Origin of the sequence: Janthinobacterium sp. SUN120 (assembly GCF_030397735.1) — a bacterium.
In the GTDB taxonomy this organism is placed as follows: domain Bacteria; phylum Pseudomonadota; class Gammaproteobacteria; order Burkholderiales; family Burkholderiaceae_D; genus Janthinobacterium; species Janthinobacterium kumbetense.
The window spans coordinates 422,876-439,417 of sequence record NZ_JAPUBW010000002.1 but is presented as its reverse complement, the minus strand read 5'-3'; the positions used below and the strand labels follow the sequence as shown (position 1 = coordinate 439,417).

At 61.2% G+C, this 16,542-nt stretch carries 15 protein-coding genes; 7 read left to right on the top strand and 8 right to left on the bottom strand.

Features of this window, described 5'->3' with window-relative positions; all coding sequences use genetic code 11:
• Nucleotides 1-110: 110 nt before the first annotated feature.
• Complete coding sequence (locus tag O0879_RS11740; protein WP_289916563.1) at nucleotides 111-1,604, top strand: acetyl-CoA hydrolase/transferase family protein; 1,494 nt, start codon at nucleotides 111-113, stop codon at nucleotides 1,602-1,604.
• A gap of 63 nt (nucleotides 1,605-1,667) precedes the next feature.
• Here the strand turns inward: O0879_RS11740 and O0879_RS11735 are convergent, their stop codons facing one another.
• Complete coding sequence (locus tag O0879_RS11735; RefSeq protein WP_289916561.1) at nucleotides 1,668-2,039, bottom strand: hypothetical protein; 372 nt, start codon at nucleotides 2,037-2,039, stop codon at nucleotides 1,668-1,670.
• Between the two features lie 96 nt (nucleotides 2,040-2,135).
• Nucleotides 2,136-2,798 (bottom strand): TetR/AcrR family transcriptional regulator, encoded by a 663-nt coding sequence (locus tag O0879_RS11730; RefSeq protein ID WP_289916558.1) that lies wholly within the window; start codon nucleotides 2,796-2,798, stop codon nucleotides 2,136-2,138.
• A 302-nt stretch (nucleotides 2,799-3,100) separates the two neighbouring features.
• On the opposite strand from O0879_RS11730, the gene O0879_RS11725 reads away from it, so the two are divergent.
• On the top strand, nucleotides 3,101-4,222 hold the full coding sequence (locus O0879_RS11725) for a M14-type cytosolic carboxypeptidase (RefSeq protein ID WP_251350487.1): 1,122 nt from the start codon (nucleotides 3,101-3,103) through the stop codon (nucleotides 4,220-4,222).
• A 12-nt stretch (nucleotides 4,223-4,234) separates the two neighbouring features.
• Nucleotides 4,235-4,699, top strand: a complete 465-nt coding sequence (locus O0879_RS11720) for a CYTH domain-containing protein (RefSeq protein WP_289916556.1) — start codon at nucleotides 4,235-4,237, stop codon at nucleotides 4,697-4,699.
• On the opposite strand, the gene O0879_RS11715 is transcribed toward O0879_RS11720, so the two are convergent.
• From O0879_RS11715 to O0879_RS11690, 6 genes are all read right to left on the bottom strand, one after another.
• A complete protein-coding gene (locus tag O0879_RS11715; RefSeq protein ID WP_289916553.1) occupies nucleotides 4,688-5,455 on the bottom strand; it encodes a CPBP family intramembrane glutamic endopeptidase in 768 nt (255 codons plus the stop codon). The genes O0879_RS11720 and O0879_RS11715 overlap by 12 nt on opposite strands.
• 57 nt (nucleotides 5,456-5,512) lie before the next feature.
• On the bottom strand, nucleotides 5,513-6,766 hold the full coding sequence (locus O0879_RS11710) for a DUF2863 family protein (RefSeq protein ID WP_289916550.1): 1,254 nt from the start codon (nucleotides 6,764-6,766) through the stop codon (nucleotides 5,513-5,515).
• A 213-nt stretch (nucleotides 6,767-6,979) separates the two neighbouring features.
• Nucleotides 6,980-9,700: an aconitate hydratase AcnA gene (gene acnA, locus O0879_RS11705; RefSeq protein ID WP_099667065.1), complete on the bottom strand. Its 2,721-nt coding sequence runs from the start codon at nucleotides 9,698-9,700 to the stop codon at nucleotides 6,980-6,982.
• Between the two features lie 88 nt (nucleotides 9,701-9,788).
• Nucleotides 9,789-10,343, bottom strand: a complete 555-nt coding sequence (locus O0879_RS11700) for a hypothetical protein (RefSeq protein WP_099667066.1) — start codon at nucleotides 10,341-10,343, stop codon at nucleotides 9,789-9,791.
• Between the two features lie 13 nt (nucleotides 10,344-10,356).
• Nucleotides 10,357-11,355: an aldolase/citrate lyase family protein gene (locus tag O0879_RS11695; RefSeq protein ID WP_289916548.1), complete on the bottom strand. Its 999-nt coding sequence runs from the start codon at nucleotides 11,353-11,355 to the stop codon at nucleotides 10,357-10,359.
• A gap of 110 nt (nucleotides 11,356-11,465) precedes the next feature.
• Nucleotides 11,466-12,455 carry a malate dehydrogenase gene (locus O0879_RS11690; RefSeq protein ID WP_289916547.1) on the bottom strand — a complete coding sequence of 330 codons (990 nt, stop codon included), beginning with the start codon at nucleotides 12,453-12,455 and terminating at the stop codon, nucleotides 11,466-11,468.
• Between the two features lie 305 nt (nucleotides 12,456-12,760).
• On the opposite strand from O0879_RS11690, the gene O0879_RS11685 reads away from it, so the two are divergent.
• From O0879_RS11685 to sdhA, 4 genes are all read left to right on the top strand, one after another.
• Nucleotides 12,761-13,654, top strand: a complete 894-nt coding sequence (locus tag O0879_RS11685) for a GntR family transcriptional regulator (protein ID WP_289916544.1) — start codon at nucleotides 12,761-12,763, stop codon at nucleotides 13,652-13,654.
• A 306-nt stretch (nucleotides 13,655-13,960) separates the two neighbouring features.
• Nucleotides 13,961-14,383 (top strand): succinate dehydrogenase, cytochrome b556 subunit, encoded by a 423-nt coding sequence (gene sdhC / locus O0879_RS11680; protein WP_034752080.1) that lies wholly within the window; start codon nucleotides 13,961-13,963, stop codon nucleotides 14,381-14,383.
• Between the two features lie 2 nt (nucleotides 14,384-14,385).
• On the top strand, nucleotides 14,386-14,751 hold the full coding sequence (sdhD, locus tag O0879_RS11675) for a succinate dehydrogenase, hydrophobic membrane anchor protein (RefSeq protein ID WP_034752078.1): 366 nt from the start codon (nucleotides 14,386-14,388) through the stop codon (nucleotides 14,749-14,751).
• Nucleotides 14,752-14,753: 2 nt separating this feature from the next.
• Entirely contained in the window at nucleotides 14,754-16,535 is a 1,782-nt protein-coding gene (gene sdhA / locus O0879_RS11670) for a succinate dehydrogenase flavoprotein subunit (RefSeq protein ID WP_099667069.1), read from the top strand.
• Nucleotides 16,536-16,542 lie beyond the last annotated feature (7 nt).

The window sequence follows — 16,542 nt, the reverse complement described above, 5'->3', positions numbered from 1 at the left end:
AATTAATTCATGCCATGCATGTAAGCGGGATTTTATACTGAATCCACTTATGGGGTTGGTGTATGACAGCCATCCAGTTTGAGAATATTAAGAATATCAGGAGCATCACGATGTACGAGGACCGTATCCGCCACCCAGGCTTGCTCAGCAAAATCATGAGCGCCGATGAGGCAGCCAAATTGTTCCACAACGGCATGCGTGTCGGCATGAGCGGCTTTACCCGTGCCGGCGACGCCAAGGCTCTGCCGCGCGCGCTGGCCGAACGCGCCCTGCAAGACCCGTTGAGCCTGACCCTGATCACGGGCGCTTCGCTGGGCAATGGCAGCGACGGCCTGATGGCCGAAGCGGGCGTGCTGGCGCGCCGCATGCCGTTCCAGGTCGACCCTGTGCTGCGCGGCAAGATCAACAACGGTGAAGTCATGTTCATCGACCAGCATCTGTCGGAAACGGCCGAGCAGCTGCGCTCGGGCAACCTGGCGGCCGTCGATATCGCCGTCATCGAGGCCACCGCCATTACGGCGGCCGGCGCCATCATCCCGACCATGTCGGTGGGTAACTCCGCCGCGTTTGCCCAGCAGGCCACCCAAGTCATTATTGAAATCAACCTGTCCACGCCGCTGGCGCTGGAAGGCTTGCACGACATTTATATTCCGCAAACCCTGCCGGGGCGCGAACCGATTCCCCTCACGCGCGTCGACCAGCGCCTGGGCAGCACGGCCATCGCCATCGACCCGGCCCGCATCGCCGCCATCGTCATCACGGACAGTCCCGACAGCCCGTCGAACGCCTTGCCGCCCGATGCGGAAACGCAAGCGATCGCCGGCCACGTGATCGCCTTCCTGCAAGGCGAAGTGGCGGCCGGGCGCATGGGCCCGGAATTGTTGCCCCTGCAGGCGGGCATCGGCACCATCGCCAACGCCGTGCTGCATGGTCTGATCGGCTCGCCTTTCCGCAATATGACGATGTATTCGGAAGTGCTGCAGGACAGCGCCATCGAGCTGCTCGACTCGGGCCAGCTGGCGTTTGCATCGGCCTCGTCGATCACCCTGTCGGCCGCCGTGCACCAGAAGCTGATGGACAATATCGACCATTACCGCTCGAAGATCGTGCTGCGCCCGCAAGAGATCAGCAACCATCCCGAGATCGTGCGCCGCCTGGGCATCATCGCCCTGAACACGGCGCTCGAGTTTGATATCTACGGCAATGTCAATTCCACGCACGTGTGCGGCACGCACATGATGAACGGCATCGGCGGCTCGGGCGACTTTGCGCGCAATGGGCAAGTGTCGATGTTCGTATCGAAATCGGCGGCCAAGGGCGGGCGCATTTCCAGCGTCGTGCCGATGGTCTCGCATGTCGACCATACGGAGCATGACGTCGACGTGCTGGTGACGGAGTGGGGCTACGCGGACTTGCGCGGCCTGGCGCCGCGCGAACGGGCGCCGCTGATCATCGAACGCTGCACGCACCCAGACTACCGCGCGCAACTGCGTGCCTATTACGACGCGGCATGCCAGCGCGGCGGCCATACGCCGCACATCCTGGAGCAGGCGCTGTCGTGGCACACGCGCTACCAGGAAACGCAGAGCATGCTGGCAGCGTAGCAGCTTCGCTAACCTCAAGACAGGCAGGGCGGTGCGGCACCGCGCCTGCCTTGTTGCTTTTCCTCAGTACATATGCAGCGCCTTGGCGCCCAGGCCCAGCAGGGCAAACGTGGTGGTGGCCTGTATGCCCATGAACCACAGGAAGTGGGTGTGCATGTGCTTTCGGATGTCCCCCAGTTCCGTGCGCAAGGCGTGGCAGTCGCCGCGCAAGTCGCCGCGAAACTGCGTCAGGTCGGCGCGCAGCAACTGCGATTCGTTGCGCAACTCCGTGCGTACATTGTCGAGGCCGTCGCCAAGACGCTGCTCGAGCGTCTTGAACCATTGCCGGTCGTGTTCCCGGTCCGCTTCCAGTTTTGTCAGCCGCGCTTCCATACGGACAGCATTGTGCGCGCTTTGCTGTTTGTCAAGCCGGTCCGTGGCATAGGCCTCGTTCATCTCGCCCTCCTTCGCACGAGCCGCGCTGCACCAGCGCAGGCGGCTTCACTCCACTGTCCGCCTTTTCTGTCGGGACGGTTTGTGCTGGATCAAACGTCAGGAAGCCGGTGCAAAGCGCAGACGGATGCCTGCCGTGACGACAGCCAGCAAGTCGTCGATATGCGCATTCATTTCCGGGTGCGGCGTCCACGGGTCGCCCGCATCCATGACGATGCGCAGCGACACGAGGCCGTGCAGCGATTGCCAGAAGACTTGCGTCATCGTGTGCAGCGCCGGCTCGTCCTGGCGCACCTGGCCCGCTTGCGCCAGTTCGGTAAACAGGTGCAGCGCATAGGCGTACGGATCCTGCTCGATATTGCCGTGTTCGACTTCGACGGCGTCGATTTCCGCGTGCGGCCGCAATTCCATGAAGATCAGCGAATACTCGTCCGGATGCTGGAAGCCGTACTCGATGTAGGCGCGGCCGACCAGGGCGATGCGCTGCCACGGATCATCGCTGGTGGCGCACGCCGTGCGCATGGCGCGCACCAGTTCCAGCAAATCCTTGTCCATGGCCTGGGCGATCAGGGTGGCCTTGTCGCGGAACAGGGCGTACACGACGGTGGTGGAAAAACCGGCCGCCTCGGCTACCTTGCGGATGGAGACGGCGCGCGCGCCGCCCTTCTTGATGAGATCTTTGACGACGTCGATGATGTGCTCGCGCCGCGCCTGAGCCTCGCGTAACTTTCTTTCCTGGATGTTAGTTAACTTCTTGTCCACGACTCTTTCCTGGCGACTCTATGAAAGCAAGAATTATAGGGGGGCGACCGGGCGCCAATGTGTCAGCCGTTGTTACAAAGCAGTTTTTTGTCCGGTAGATGCAACAGCTGACCGATTTTTCGCGCTTTTGCCCGGCACTTTTCCATCGATGCCCCGGATTGGTGCATAAAACGCCGGGCTAGGCTTTGCGAACGGTGCCAAAGGGCGGAAAATAGCGGGATAGCTTACACTGCGTTTTTTAGCGCAACGGCGCCAGCCCACGAGGCAACGCCGGAACACTTACATTCGGACGGGATCATTACATGACCATTAAAATCAGCCAGAACTTCGACTCGGGCGCCATCGACGTGGTGAGCGCCACCAGTGCCGGCGCCATCGACCTGAACTTGCGCAAGGATAGCCACGCCGACATCCACCAGTGGTTCCACTTCCGCCTGCAGGGCGCGCGCGGCCAGGCATGCACGATGCGCTTCCTGAACGCGGGCCAGGCCACCTATCCGGCCGGCTATGAAGACTACCAGGCCGTGGCTAGCTACGACAGCGAAAACTGGTTCCGCGTGCCGACCTCGTTCGACGGCCAGGTCATGACGATTTCGCACACGCCGGAACTCGACAGCGTGTACTACGCCTATTTCGAGCCGTATTCGTGGGAACGCCATCTGCGCCTGCTGGGCGAAGTGGCCGAGCATCCGCTGGCGCGCGTGTCCGACCTGGGCAGCACGGTCGACGGCCGCGACATGAACATGGTTACCATCGGCAATCCGCAGGCGGAAAAGAAAATCTGGGTCATCGCGCGCCAGCATCCGGGCGAATCGATGGCCGAATGGTTCGTCGAAGGCTTGATCGACTCGCTGCTGGACGACGCCAACCCGATCGCGCGCAAGCTCTTGCAGCGCGCCGTGTTCCACATCGTGCCGAACATGAACCCGGATGGCTCCATCCGCGGCAACCTGCGCACGAATGCGGCAGGCGCCAACCTGAACCGTGAATGGATGACGCCATCGCTGGAGTCCAGCCCGGAAGTGCTGTGCGTGAAAAACAAGATACACGAAACGGGCGTCGACATGTTCTTCGACATCCACGGCGATGAAGCGCTGCCGTACAACTTTGTGGCCGGCAATGAAATGTTGGAAAACTTCACGCCGGCGCAAGCGGCGCACCAGAAAGCCTTCATCGAGCGCTACAAGCAGGCCAGTCCGGACTTCCAGGACAAGTTCGGCTATGCCGCCAGCAAGTACAAGTCGGACATGCTGACCCTGGCATCGAAGTACGTCGGCCACCACTTCGGCTGCCTGGCGCTGACCCTGGAAATGCCGTTCAAGGAAAACGCCGACTTGCCGGATCCGGCCGTCGGCTGGAACGGCGCGCGCAGCGCGGCCCTGGGCGCGGCCATGCTGCAGCCTATCCTGCTGTCGCTGGATTGAACGGCGTTGTTCATGGGTATCGAAATCGAGCGTAAATTTCTGCTTGCCGGCGACGCCTGGCGCGGCCTGGGCCAGTCGGTCCTGCTGCGCCAGGGGTATTTGTCGTCCGCGCGCGAGCGCGTGGTGCGCGTGCGCATCGAAGGCGAGCAGGCGATGCTGACCATCAAGGGGGCGAACGTGGGCGCGACGCGCGGCGAGTGGGAGTATCCGATTCCGCTGGCCGACGCGGCCGAACTGCTCGACAGCCTGTGCGAACAGCCGCTGATCGAAAAGGTTCGCCACCGCATCGAACACGCGGGCATGGTGTGGGAAGTCGACGAGTTTCTGGGCGCCAATGCGGGCCTGGTGGTGGCGGAGATCGAACTGGCCTCGGAAGATCAGCCGTTCGAGAAACCCGACTGGATCGGCGCGGAAGTGTCGGGCGATGCGCGCTACTACAACGCCAACCTGATCCGCCATCCGTTTTCACAGTGGTAATGTTGGCCACAGAAATTGGAAAATCACGGCATTCATCGTCAGATTGAATGCCGCGTGCGCCGCCATCGCTGGCCATAGCGAAGCATGGCGGCGCCGTAACCATGCGAACAGGCAGGCTGTCGCAAACATCAGCGTCACCCACCCCGCCGCCGAGGCCGCATTCAGCGACAGGCCGGCAGCCGTCATGCTCAAGCCATGATGGCACAGGTGTGCCAGGCCGAACAGTCCTGCTTCCACGCAGGTGCTGCTGCGCACGGACAGTTTTTCCTCCAGCGCCTTTTGCAGCACGCCCCGAAAGAAGATTTCCTCGCCGATCGGGCTGAAGATGCAAGCCGGCACGGTGATCATCAGGTGCAGCATCCAGATGCTCAGCCCCGCCGTGGGCGCCGTGCGGCGAAAGCTGGCCGCTATGCTGACAAACCAGTTGTCCGGCGTGGCGCCATACAGCAGCATGCCCAGGGCAAAGCACAGGAGCGCGGCTGCCGCGCCGCAGATCAAGGCCAGCGCATACGGCGCCTTGCCGGAGGGCGCTTGCAGGCCGATGCTGCGGCGCCCGTGCGGCGACAGCAAGATCCATGGCAAGGCCGCCATCACGCAAAAACTCAGCGGCAGCATCCAGAACAAACCCAACGGACCCAGCGTGCCCATGACGCGCATGGCGATGAATGCGCTCGCCAGCAACATTGCCAGTATGGGAAACGATAGCGCCAGCAATGCTGGCCGCAGGGGAGAGAGCGAGACTGGGCTGGAAGGCATCGGCGGTCGGGGCGAAAAAAAGGCCGGAAGAAAACTTCCGGCCCCATGCTGCATCAATTAATGAAAATGCTCGGTACCTTGCGGCGTATCTTCCGGCATTTCCGCATGCGCCAACTCGCCCACCGGGTCGGCAAACAGGGGCGCGCCGCAATCGTCGCAGTATTCGCCGACAAAACGTTCCGCGTGGCGTTTGATCTGCGTCACGCCGGCGGCGTTCAGATGCTCGATAATTTCATCGACGGGCGTCTTTTGCTTGTCCAGCGCGGCGATGCCGACCTGGATCAGGCCTTCGATCGGCGTGCCATCCTCGTCTTCCTGGCCGTACAAAGGCCAGACGATGCCGTAGATGACATCCGGCGCCTGGCGCAGGGTGAAGGCGATGCGGTACTCGTCCACCTGGCCATCGGCCGCTTCCTCGCCGAAACCGGCGATGACGGCGCGCAGTTCCGACGGCTCGATGGCCAGCGTGTGCGTCAGGTAGTGCACGGCGGCGCGCACGGAGACGGGGCGTATCAGCTTGTCCGCTTCGCGGCAGGCCACGTAGTACGCTTCCGGCAGCAGCAGTTCCAGGCCGCAGCCCGGCAGCAGGCGGGCAATCGTCGGCGTCGCCTGCGCGCGCCATTGTTCCAGGGCGGCGCTGCGCTCCTTGATGAAGTCGGGCTGGCTGGCCGGCGTCTGCCAGCGGAACAGGGGGGCGCCGCTTGGGGCCACCACGGCCACCAGCAGGTAGCGCGTATCGGCCAGGAAGGGCGCCGTTTCCGCCTCTTTGCTCGAGGGCTTGACGGCCGTGCCTTTCAGGGCGGCCAGTGCCAGCTTCTGCGTCTTGGCATAGGTTTCGACGTGGCTGCGCGGCAACTGGTCGATCGAATACAGGGTCGGCGCCATGGCCATTTTCGTGCCATCGGCCAGCAGGTGGGCGGCGAAATGCGCGGACAATACGCCGTGCGCGTCGCCGGCCATGGGGCCGGAGGCGATGGAAAAGCGCGTCCACGCGAGGATGGGCACGGCCACCAGCAGGGCGTCGTAGCGCACGTCTTCATGCGTGACGACGGTCGATTCGCTGACGGCTTCAACGCAGTCCATCAGCACGTCGTAGGCGTTCAAGTCTTCCTTGAACAGGCTGCCCAGGGTGTTGTCGATGGTGTCCTGGTGGCCGGTTTTGAGTAATTTCTGGAGCTGCGTATCCAGGCTGTGTTCCCAGGACCGCTCTTCGAGACGGCTGGCTGCCTGTACGATCGCCTGGGCAAAGGTGACCAGGCGCTGGCTGTCGGCAGTCAGTTTGTGGGATGAATCTTTGGAAGGACGACGCATAGCGGGATAAGAGTCTCGGAAAGTGAAAAAAATGGATCAGTCAAACAATGATAAACCCTTATAACCGTATTGTAGAGGATTCAGCCGCACGCAATACGTAAGCTGTCCTTAGATCATGCCAATAGTCTGAATTTCAAGGAAAAACGGGGTGCCGGGACGAAAAAAAGCGCCGGTCGGAACCGGCGCTTTTATCTTACCTCACAGCTGGGCTGATTACTCGGCCAGCAGTTGACGCAGTACGAATGGCAGGATACCGCCATGCTTGTAGTAATCGACTTCGATCGGCGTATCGATGCGCAGCAGGACTTTGACTTCCTGGCTCGAGCCGTCGGCGCGGTGGATCACCAGGGTAGCCAGTTGCTGTGGCTTGATTTCGCCTTCGAGGCCTTTCAGGTCGAAGGTTTCCTTGCCGGTGATGCCCAGCGTTTGCACGCTGTCGTCGCCGATGAATTGCAGCGGCAGCACGCCCATGCCCACCAGGTTCGAGCGGTGAATACGCTCGAACGAACGGGTGATCACGGCTTTCACGCCCAGCAGCTGGGTGCCCTTGGCTGCCCAGTCGCGCGACGAGCCCGTGCCGTACTCTTCGCCGCCGAAGACCATGGTTGGCGTGCCTTCAGCAACATATTTCATCGCTGCGTCGTAGATCGACATTTCTTCGCCGGAAGGCTGGTGGATCGTGATGCCGCCTTCGACCGCCGAACCGTCCGCTTTCGCAGGGATCATGCGGTTCTTGATGCGCACGTTGGCGAACGTGCCGCGCATCATGATTTCATGGTTGCCGCGACGCGAGCCGTAGGAGTTGAAGTCCGCTTTCAGGACGCCGTTTTCCTTCAGCCACTTGCCTGCAGGACCGTTTTCCTGGATCGAGCCGGCTGGCGAGATGTGGTCGGTGGTGATGGAATCGCCGAACACGCCCAGTGCGCGCGCGCCTTCGATGCCGGTGGCCACTGCCGCTGGCGTCATCGAGAAGTTGTCGAAGAACGGTGGTTCCGCGATGTAGGTCGATTTCGGCCAGTTGTAGACTTGACCGGACACGGTGGTGACTTTCTCCCACAGCTTGCCTGGCGCGCCCTTGACGTCCGCGTAGTTGTCCTTGAACACTTTGGCGTTCATGGCGAACTTCATCATGGCCGAGACTTCAGCCGAGGTCGGCCAGATGTCGCCCAGGTAGATGTCCTTGCCGCCCTTGCCCTTGCCGACCGGTTCCGTCATCAGGTCGCGCGTCATGTTGCCGGCGATGGCGTAAGCGACGACCAGCGGTGGCGAAGCGAGGAAGTTCGAACGGATGTTCGGGTGAATACGCGCTTCGAAGTTACGGTTGCCCGACAGCACGGCCGACGCGACGATGTCGTGCGTGGCGATGGCAGCGTTCAGCTCGGGCGTCAGGTCGCCCGCATTGCCGATACAGGTGGTGCAGCCGTAGGCGGTCACGCCGAAGCCCAGTTTTTCCAGGTATGGCAGCAGGCCGGCGGCCGTCAGGTACTCGGTCACGACGCGCGAGCCAGGGGCCAGCGATGTCTTGATGTGCGGAGCAACTTTCAGGCCGGCTTCCACGGCTTTCTTGGCCAGCAGGCCGGCAGCCAGCATCACGCTCGGGTTCGAGGTGTTGGTGCACGAGGTGATCGCGGCGATCAGCACGTCGCCGTTCGACACTTTTACGCCGTTCGTCGTTTCGTACACGGCAGCCAGGTCGGCCGGGTTCTTGTTGAAGCCGTTTTCGGTCGTTGGCTTGGCGAACAGCTCGGCGAAGTTCGCCTTGACGTTGCCGATTTCGATACGGTCTTGCGGGCGTTTCGGGCCGGCCAGCGACGGAGCGACCGACGCCAGGTTCAGTTCCACCACGCGGGTGTAGTCGATGTCGCCCGCTTTTGGCACGCCGAACAGGTTTTGCGCCTTGAAGTAGCCTTCGAACGCGGCGATTTCAGCCTTGCTGCGGCCGGTGCCCTTGAAGTAATCGATGGTGGCTTCGTCGACAGGGAAGAAGCCCATGGTCGCGCCGTATTCCGGGGCCATGTTGGCGATCGTGGCGCGGTCGGTCAAGGTCAGCGATTCCGTGCCTTCGCCGAAGAATTCGACGAACTTGCCGACGACTTTCTCTTTGCGCAGCAATTCGGTGATGGTCAGCACCAGGTCGGTGGCGGTACAGCCTTCGCGCAGCGCGCCCGACAGGTTCACGCCGATGACGTCTGGCGTCAGGAAGTAGACCGGTTGGCCCAGCATGCCGGCTTCCGCCTCGATGCCGCCCACGCCCCAGCCGACCACGCCGATGCCGTTGATCATGGTGGTGTGCGAGTCGGTGCCGACCAGGGTGTCAGGGTAGTACACGTCGCCGGCTTTCTTGCCTGCGTGGTGCACGCCGCGCGCCAGGTATTCCAGGTTGACCTGGTGGACGATGCCGAAGCCTGGTGGCACGACGCCGAAGGTGTCGAAGGCTTGCATGCCCCATTTCATGAACTGGTAACGCTCGTTGTTACGCGAGAATTCCAGTTTCATGTTCAGGTCCAGCGCTTTCTTTTCGCGGTAGTGATCGATGGTCACCGAGTGGTCGACCACCAGGTCGACCGGCACCAGCGGTTCGATTTTCTTCGCGTTGATGCCCATCTTGGCGGCCACGTTGCGCATCGCTGCCAGGTCGGCCAGCAGCGGCACGCCGGTGAAGTCTTGCAGCACGACGCGCGCCACTACGAACGGGATCTCGTCGGTGCGCTCGGCGGTCGGGCCCCAGCTCGCCAATTGCTTGACGTGTTCTTCGGTGACTTTTTTGCCGTCGCAGTTGCGCAATACCGATTCGAGCACGATACGAATCGACACTGGCAGGCGGGAGACATTGATGCCCAGGCTTTTTTCCAGCGCAGGCAGGGAGTACAGCTTGCCCTTCTTGCTATCCGAAATATTAAAGTCCTTGAGCGTGTTCAGAGTGTTGCGGGACATGACCTCTCCTTGTTGGGTATCGTCTATTTATTGATTATTCAAATTACAAAACATGACTGAGCCCCCGAAGAGGCCCTTGCTGCTCACATCAGCCGCCGGTTGCCGGCAGCACGCCCAGCGATGGCGCGGCTTCCACCACTGCCGCTGGCTTGGCTTGCTCCGCATCCTTGCATTCATTGGCCAGCTGGCGGCCCTGCTTGGAATCGAGCAGCATGCCTTTGGCCGGGATGCCGATCCAGACGAGACCATATAAACGGTTCTCGAAGCGGTTGGCGCCGGTGGTGGTGCCCACGCGGCTCAGGCGGTGCAGGCGCTTCTTCCAGCGCAGGGCGATGTGTTTGTCGTCAGTCGCATTGGTGTAGATGGTAATTTTATTACCAAGTTCACAATTGAAATCGGTGGAAGCGGAGCCGGCGGTGTCCGGCTCATCGGATTCTTCCTTGTCGACCACCGACATGGCGAGCGGATGCGCTTCCTTGGCGGCAGCTTTGGCCTTGGTGGCCTTGGCTTTCGGCTTGGCCTTGACGGCCTTGGCTTTTGCCGGCTCCTTGGTATCCGTGGCGGCGAAGCTGGCCGGCGCCAGCGTGAGGGTCATGGCGCCCAGCGCGACGCTGCAGGCAATGGCTAATTTGGAGAGGGACATCGTGTAATTCCTGTCAGTTTTCAGTGGTGCTGGAAGAGGGGGCGTTGAGTAATGCAGCGGCCGCCTCGGGCAGGCCGAGGCCTGCCAGTTTGGCGCGTTGCAAAACGGTCCAATAATATCGGTAGCTGGCGCGGTCGTGCAAGCGGCCATTTTGCGCAATCGGTCCCCAGTTGGCGCGCAGCGCTTCATTGAGGATATTGCTGGCTTCGTTGACTTCGGACAGGCGCGGCGTGAAGGCCTTGATGATGGGCTTGATCTGGTCCGGGTGGATGCTCCACATGCGCGTGTAGCCGAACTCGGCTGTCGCGCGCTGGGCGTCATTTGCCACCACGGCCGAATCGCGCACGTCCGTCGTCACGTTATGCGACGGCACCTTGCCGTGCGCGTGGCAGGCGGCGGCCACTTCGAGCTTGGCGCGCACCACCAGCGGATGCGTGAACTGGCCCGGCGTGCGCATGGCGGCGGCGGGAATGGCGCCGTAGTGGGCCGAAACGAAATCCATGATGCCGAAGGACAGGCATTCGACCTGGGGCAGGGCGGCGATCGCATAGGCGTCGCGCAGCGCGCCATGCGTCTCGATCAGGATATGCACGGGCAGGTTGTCGCGGCCGGCGCGGCGCGCGTGCAGGTTGATCAGGTCGATGGCCAGCATGGCATCCTGCACGCCGCCCACCTTGGGTACGGCGATATAGGCCAGGCGGGACGCGGCGCTGCAGATGATTTCCACGTCGCGCGCGAAAAACGGGCTGTCGACGTCGTGCACGCGCACACCGATGCGGTTGAACTGGTTCTCGTCGCTGGCCAGCAGGCCGGCGATCATGTGGGCGTGGGATTCTTCATTGCCGGCGCTGGCGCCGTCTTCGCAGTCGAACGTGATGTCGAACAGGGGGCCAAGCTCTTGTTGCAAAGCAATCGATTTACGCATCAGCTTTTCAGAGCCGGCGTAGTGGTCGCAAGCGGCGAGCAACAGCGGCTGGCGTTTGCCTTGGAATAAAACCTCGGAAGGGTGCATGCTTAAGGCATTTCTGCAGGTAAAAACTACTTGAGAAAACAGCCGCGCCGCGAATGTCGCGGGCGGCCTTCTTGGCGGGCGGCGCTCAGGCCGCGCCGCCAATACTGGACTTAGGCCAGCAGGTGTTTCACGCCTTCGCGCTCTTCGGTCAGTTCTTTCAGGGTCAGGTTGATGCGCTCTTGCGAGAATGCATCGATTTCCAGACCTTGAACGATGGTGTACTCACCGTTGTCGGTGGTGACCGGGAAGCCGAATACGGTGCCTTCAGGAATGCCATACGAGCCATCCGAAGGAACGCCCATGGTAGTCCACTTGCCGGCGGTGCCCAGCATCCAATCATGGATGTGGTCGATGGCGGCGTTCGCTGCCGACGCTGCCGACGACAGGCCGCGCGCTTCGATGATGGCCGCGCCGCGCTTGCCGACGGTTGGCAGGAAGGTGTTGGCGTTCCATTCCTGGTCGTTGATCAGGTCCTTGACAGCCTTGCCGTTCACGGTGGCGAAACGGTAGTCGGCGTACATCGTTGGCGAGTGGTTGCCCCACACGGTCAGCTTTTCGATGTCTTTCACGGCGGTGCCGGTCTTGGCAGCCACTTGTGACAGCGCGCGGTTGTGGTCCAGGCGCAGCATGGCGGTGAAGTTTTTCGCTGGCAGCGATGGCGCCGATTTCATGGCGATGTAGGCGTTGGTGTTAGCTGGGTTGCCGACCACCAGTACTTTGACATTGCGCGAAGCGACGGCGTCGAGCGCCTTGCCTTGTACGGTGAAGATCTGGGCGTTCGCTTCCAGCAGGTCCTTGCGTTCCATGCCTGGGCCGCGTGGACGCGCGCCAACCAGTACGGCCACGTCGACATCCTTGAAGGCGGTCAGCGGATTGGAATGGGCGGTCATTTCCGTCAGCAGCGGGAATGCGCAGTCGTCGATTTCCATCATCACGCCCTTGAGCGCCTTCTGGGCTTTTTCGTCCGGGATTTCAAGCAGTTGCAAGATGACAGGCTGGTCTTTGCCGAGCATGTCGCCATTGGCGATGCGGAACAACAGGGCGTAGCCGATCTGGCCGGCGGCGCCGGTCACTGCAACACGCATTGGGGTTTTAGCCATGATGAATCTCCAAAAATGGGAAAGAAAACGGGCTTGAAGCTGGGCTTACGCTTATCCGGAAAAACTATAATGATACCAAAACCGGCCCGCGCCACCGAATTGCTGGTGTACGCTGCCGTCACGCTTGTGCTGCACGAGGCCAGAGTGGCTGGCCGACAACATAAAACGCTGGCTCACAAGTTTTATCGAGGGCAGTTTAGGCCTCCGATCTCTATCTGTCAATCATATCTTATGTCTTATATAAGACAGATAACTGCGTGTGTTTTACTGGACGCGGGCAGTGATTTGTGTTGAAATGTCGGACTATGAATTCCGCCTCGTCCAATCTGACCAACAATGCCACTGCTGCAAGCGGGGCGGTCAGTCCGACCGCGGGCACCCCGGCCACGCCTGTTGCCGCAGCGGCCAGCACCGCCGCCGCCCCTGTTGCCAGCGTCAATACCACTGCCACCGCCGCCGTGCCAGCGCCTGCCGCGAATGCCTCGCCCACCTTCAGTCCCCTGTACCAGCAGATCAAGGCGCTCATCACGCAGAGCCTGCAATCGGGCGAATGGAAGCCGGGCGAACTGATTCCCAGCGAAGTCGAGCTGGCGGGCCGTTTCAAGGTCAGCCAGGGCACGGTGCGCAAGGCCATCGATGAACTGGCCGCCGAGAATCTCGTCATGCGCCGCCAGGGCAAGGGCACCTTTGTTTCCACCCACCATGAGGCGCGCGCGCATTTCCGCTTCCTGCGCCTGGTGCCGGACGAAGGCGTGCCGCATTATCCCGAAAGCAAGTTTATTGAGGTCAAGCGCGTGCGCGCGCCGGCCGACGTGGCGCGCCTGATGGACTTGAAGTCCGGCGACGCCGTCATCTTCATCAAGCGCGTGCAGTATTTCGACGGCGTGCCGACCATCGTCGAGGAATTGTGGTTGCCTGGCCTGATCTTCAAGGGTCTGACGGCCGAGCGCCTAGTGGAATACAAGGGTCCCATGTATGGCCTGTTCGAAACGGAATTCGGCACGCGCATGATCCGCGCGTCCGAACAGATCCGCGCCGTGTGCGCCGACGCGGGCGCCGCGCAATTGTTAAATATCGACCTCGGCACGCCCTTGCTCAGTTCCGAGCGCGTGTCGTTTACCTACGGCGACAAGCCGGTCGAACTGCGCCGGGGCTTGTACCTGACCAGTCGTCATCATTATCAGAATGAACTCAGCTGAAGCGGCGGGGCGCCCGCGGGCGTCCGAACAAGCAGCAAGGCTGAAGTGCATCGCTTGCAAGATGCCTGCCGCAAGGCGGGCAACGGAGACAACGGAAAGCGCAGCGACAGCATGGCCCGCCCCGGCGGGCCGTGTTTTGCCAGCGATTCTGTAATTAAATTACGTGAACTACGGAAAGTAGCGCGGTATTTTGTAGTAAAAAACCATTTTGGTTATATGTAACAATAGATATTGGTATGGGTTGCGAAAATCGGCGAAAATCGCGGCTTCAATATTTAGTTGAAATTCAAAGGGGAGGTTTTTGTTATGTCTGAAGCCGTAAGAGAAGTACCAAAAAAAGAACGGCCGCAATTCCGTAACATTCATGTTACCGAATTGTCGAACTACCGCATGGCTGTCGGCGCCATCGTCTCGATCCTGCATCGCATCAGCGGTTTCATCATTTTCGCCTTGCTGCCGTGCATCCTGTACATGCTGGAACTGAGCCTGCGTTCCGAAATGTCGTATGCCTACTTCCAGGGCATCGCCTCGCACTGGTTCGTCAAGCTGATCACCCTGGGTCTGGTCTGGGCCTTCCTGCACCACTTCTGCGCCGGCATCCGCCACCTGTTCATGGACGTGCACGTTGCCATCGAAAAAGATTCGGCACGCAAGACCGCGTCCTCCGTACTGGTCGTGAGCCTGGTGCTGACGGCTTTGGTCGCTTTGAAACTGTTTGGAGTATTTTAAACATGGCAGACAATAATATCGGACCGAAACGCCTCGTCGTCGGTGCCCATTACGGCTTGCGCGACTGGCTGGCGCAACGCGTTACCGCCATCGTCATGGTGGCCTATGTTGCCATCCTGCTTATTTCTTTCCTGACCGGCAGCAACTTCAGCTATGAAGGCTGGGCTGGTCTGTTCGCACAGCAGTGGTTTAAATTGTTCAGCCTGGTGACCTTCGTCGCCCTGTTCTACCACGCATGGGTCGGCGTACGCGACATCTGGATGGACTACGTGAAAAGCGCTGGCCTCCGTCTGACCCTGCAAATTGCCACCATGCTGTGGTTGATCGCTTGTGCCGGCTGGACGGTACAGATACTCTGGAGTGTGTAATCGTGGCAGCATATAAATCTGCAATCCCTACCCGCCGCTTTGATGCGGTAATCGTTGGCGCCGGCGGTTCCGGCATGCGCGCGTCGTTGCAACTGGCGGAAGCCGGTCTGAACGTCGCAGTTCTGTCGAAAGTTTTCCCGACCCGCTCGCACACCGTTGCGGCGCAGGGCGGTATCGGCGCGTCGCTCGGCAACATGGCCGAAGACAACTGGTTCTGGCACATGTTCGACACCGTCAAGGGTGGCGACTATCTGGGCGACCAGGATGCCATCGAATTCATGTGCCGCGAAGCACCGAAAGTCGTGTACGAGCTGGAACACTTCGGCATGCCATTCGACCGCAACCCTGACGGCACCATCTACCAGCGTCCATTCGGCGGCCACACGGCCCACTTCGGTGAAAAGCCGGTGCAGCGCGCTTGCGCGGCAGCCGACCGTACCGGTCACGCCCTGTTGCACACCCTGTACCAGCGCAACGTGCGCGCCCGTACGCACTTCTTCGTCGAATGGATGGCGCTCGACCTGATCCGTGACGCCGAAGGCGACGTGATCGGTGTTGTCGCGCTGGAAATGGAAACCGGCGAATGCATGATCCTGGAAGCAAAAACGACGGTCATGGCAACGGGTGGCGCAGGCCGCATCTTCGCCGCGTCGACCAACGCCTTCATTAACACGGGTGACGGCATGGGCATGGCGGCACGCGCCGGCCTGCCGCTGCAAGACATGGAATTCTGGCAGTTCCACCCGACCGGCGTGGCCGGCGCGGGCGTATTGATCACTGAAGGCGTGCGCGGCGAAGGCGGCATCCTGATCAATAGCGAAGGCGAACGCTTCATGGAGCGCTATGCGCCGACCCTGAAGGATCTGGCGCCGCGCGACTTCGTCTCGCGTTCGATGGACCAGGAAATCAAGGAAGGCCGCGGCTGCGGTCCGAACAAGGACCACGTGATGCTGGACCTGCGCCATATCGGCGCCGACACCATCGCCAAGCGCCTGCCGTCGATCCTGGAAATCGGCCACAAGTTCGCCAACGTCGACGCCACCAAGGAACCGATTCCTGTCGTGCCGACGATTCACTACCAGATGGGCGGCATCCCGACGAACATCCACGGCCAGGTCGTCACCCCGACCGGCCCGGATAATTCGGCCAAGGTTGTCAACGGTCTGTACGCGATCGGCGAATGCGCCTGCGTCTCGGTGCACGGCGCCAACCGCCTGGGCACGAACTCGCTGCTCGACCTGGTGGTCTTCGGCCGCGCGGCCGGCAACCACATCGTTAACAGCGGCCTGAAAGCCAAGGAAAACAAGCCTTTGCCAGCCGACGCTGCCGATTTCGCCATGGGCCGCCTGGCGCGCCTGGAAAACTCGACCGGCACGGAAACCGTGCAGGGCGTGGCGAACGACATCCGCGCAACGATGCAGAAGTACTGTGGCGTGTTCCGTACCGACGAGATGCTGAACAAGGGCGTCGAAGAAATCATGAAGCTTGACGAGCGCCGCAAGCACGTCTCCTTCAAGGATAAATCGATGGTCTTCAACACGGCCCGCGTGGAAGCGTTGGAGCTGGACAACCTGATCGAAACGGCGAAAGCAACCATCGTTTCGGCAGCTGCCCGCAAGGAATCGCGCGGCGCCCACGCCCAGGATGACCATCCGCAACGTGACGACGACAACTGGATGAAGCACACTCTGTGGTATTCGGAAGGCAACCGACTGGAATACAAGCCAGTCGTGACCAAGCCGCTGACGGTTGATACCTTCAAACCGAAACCACGTACTTTCTAAGGCTATA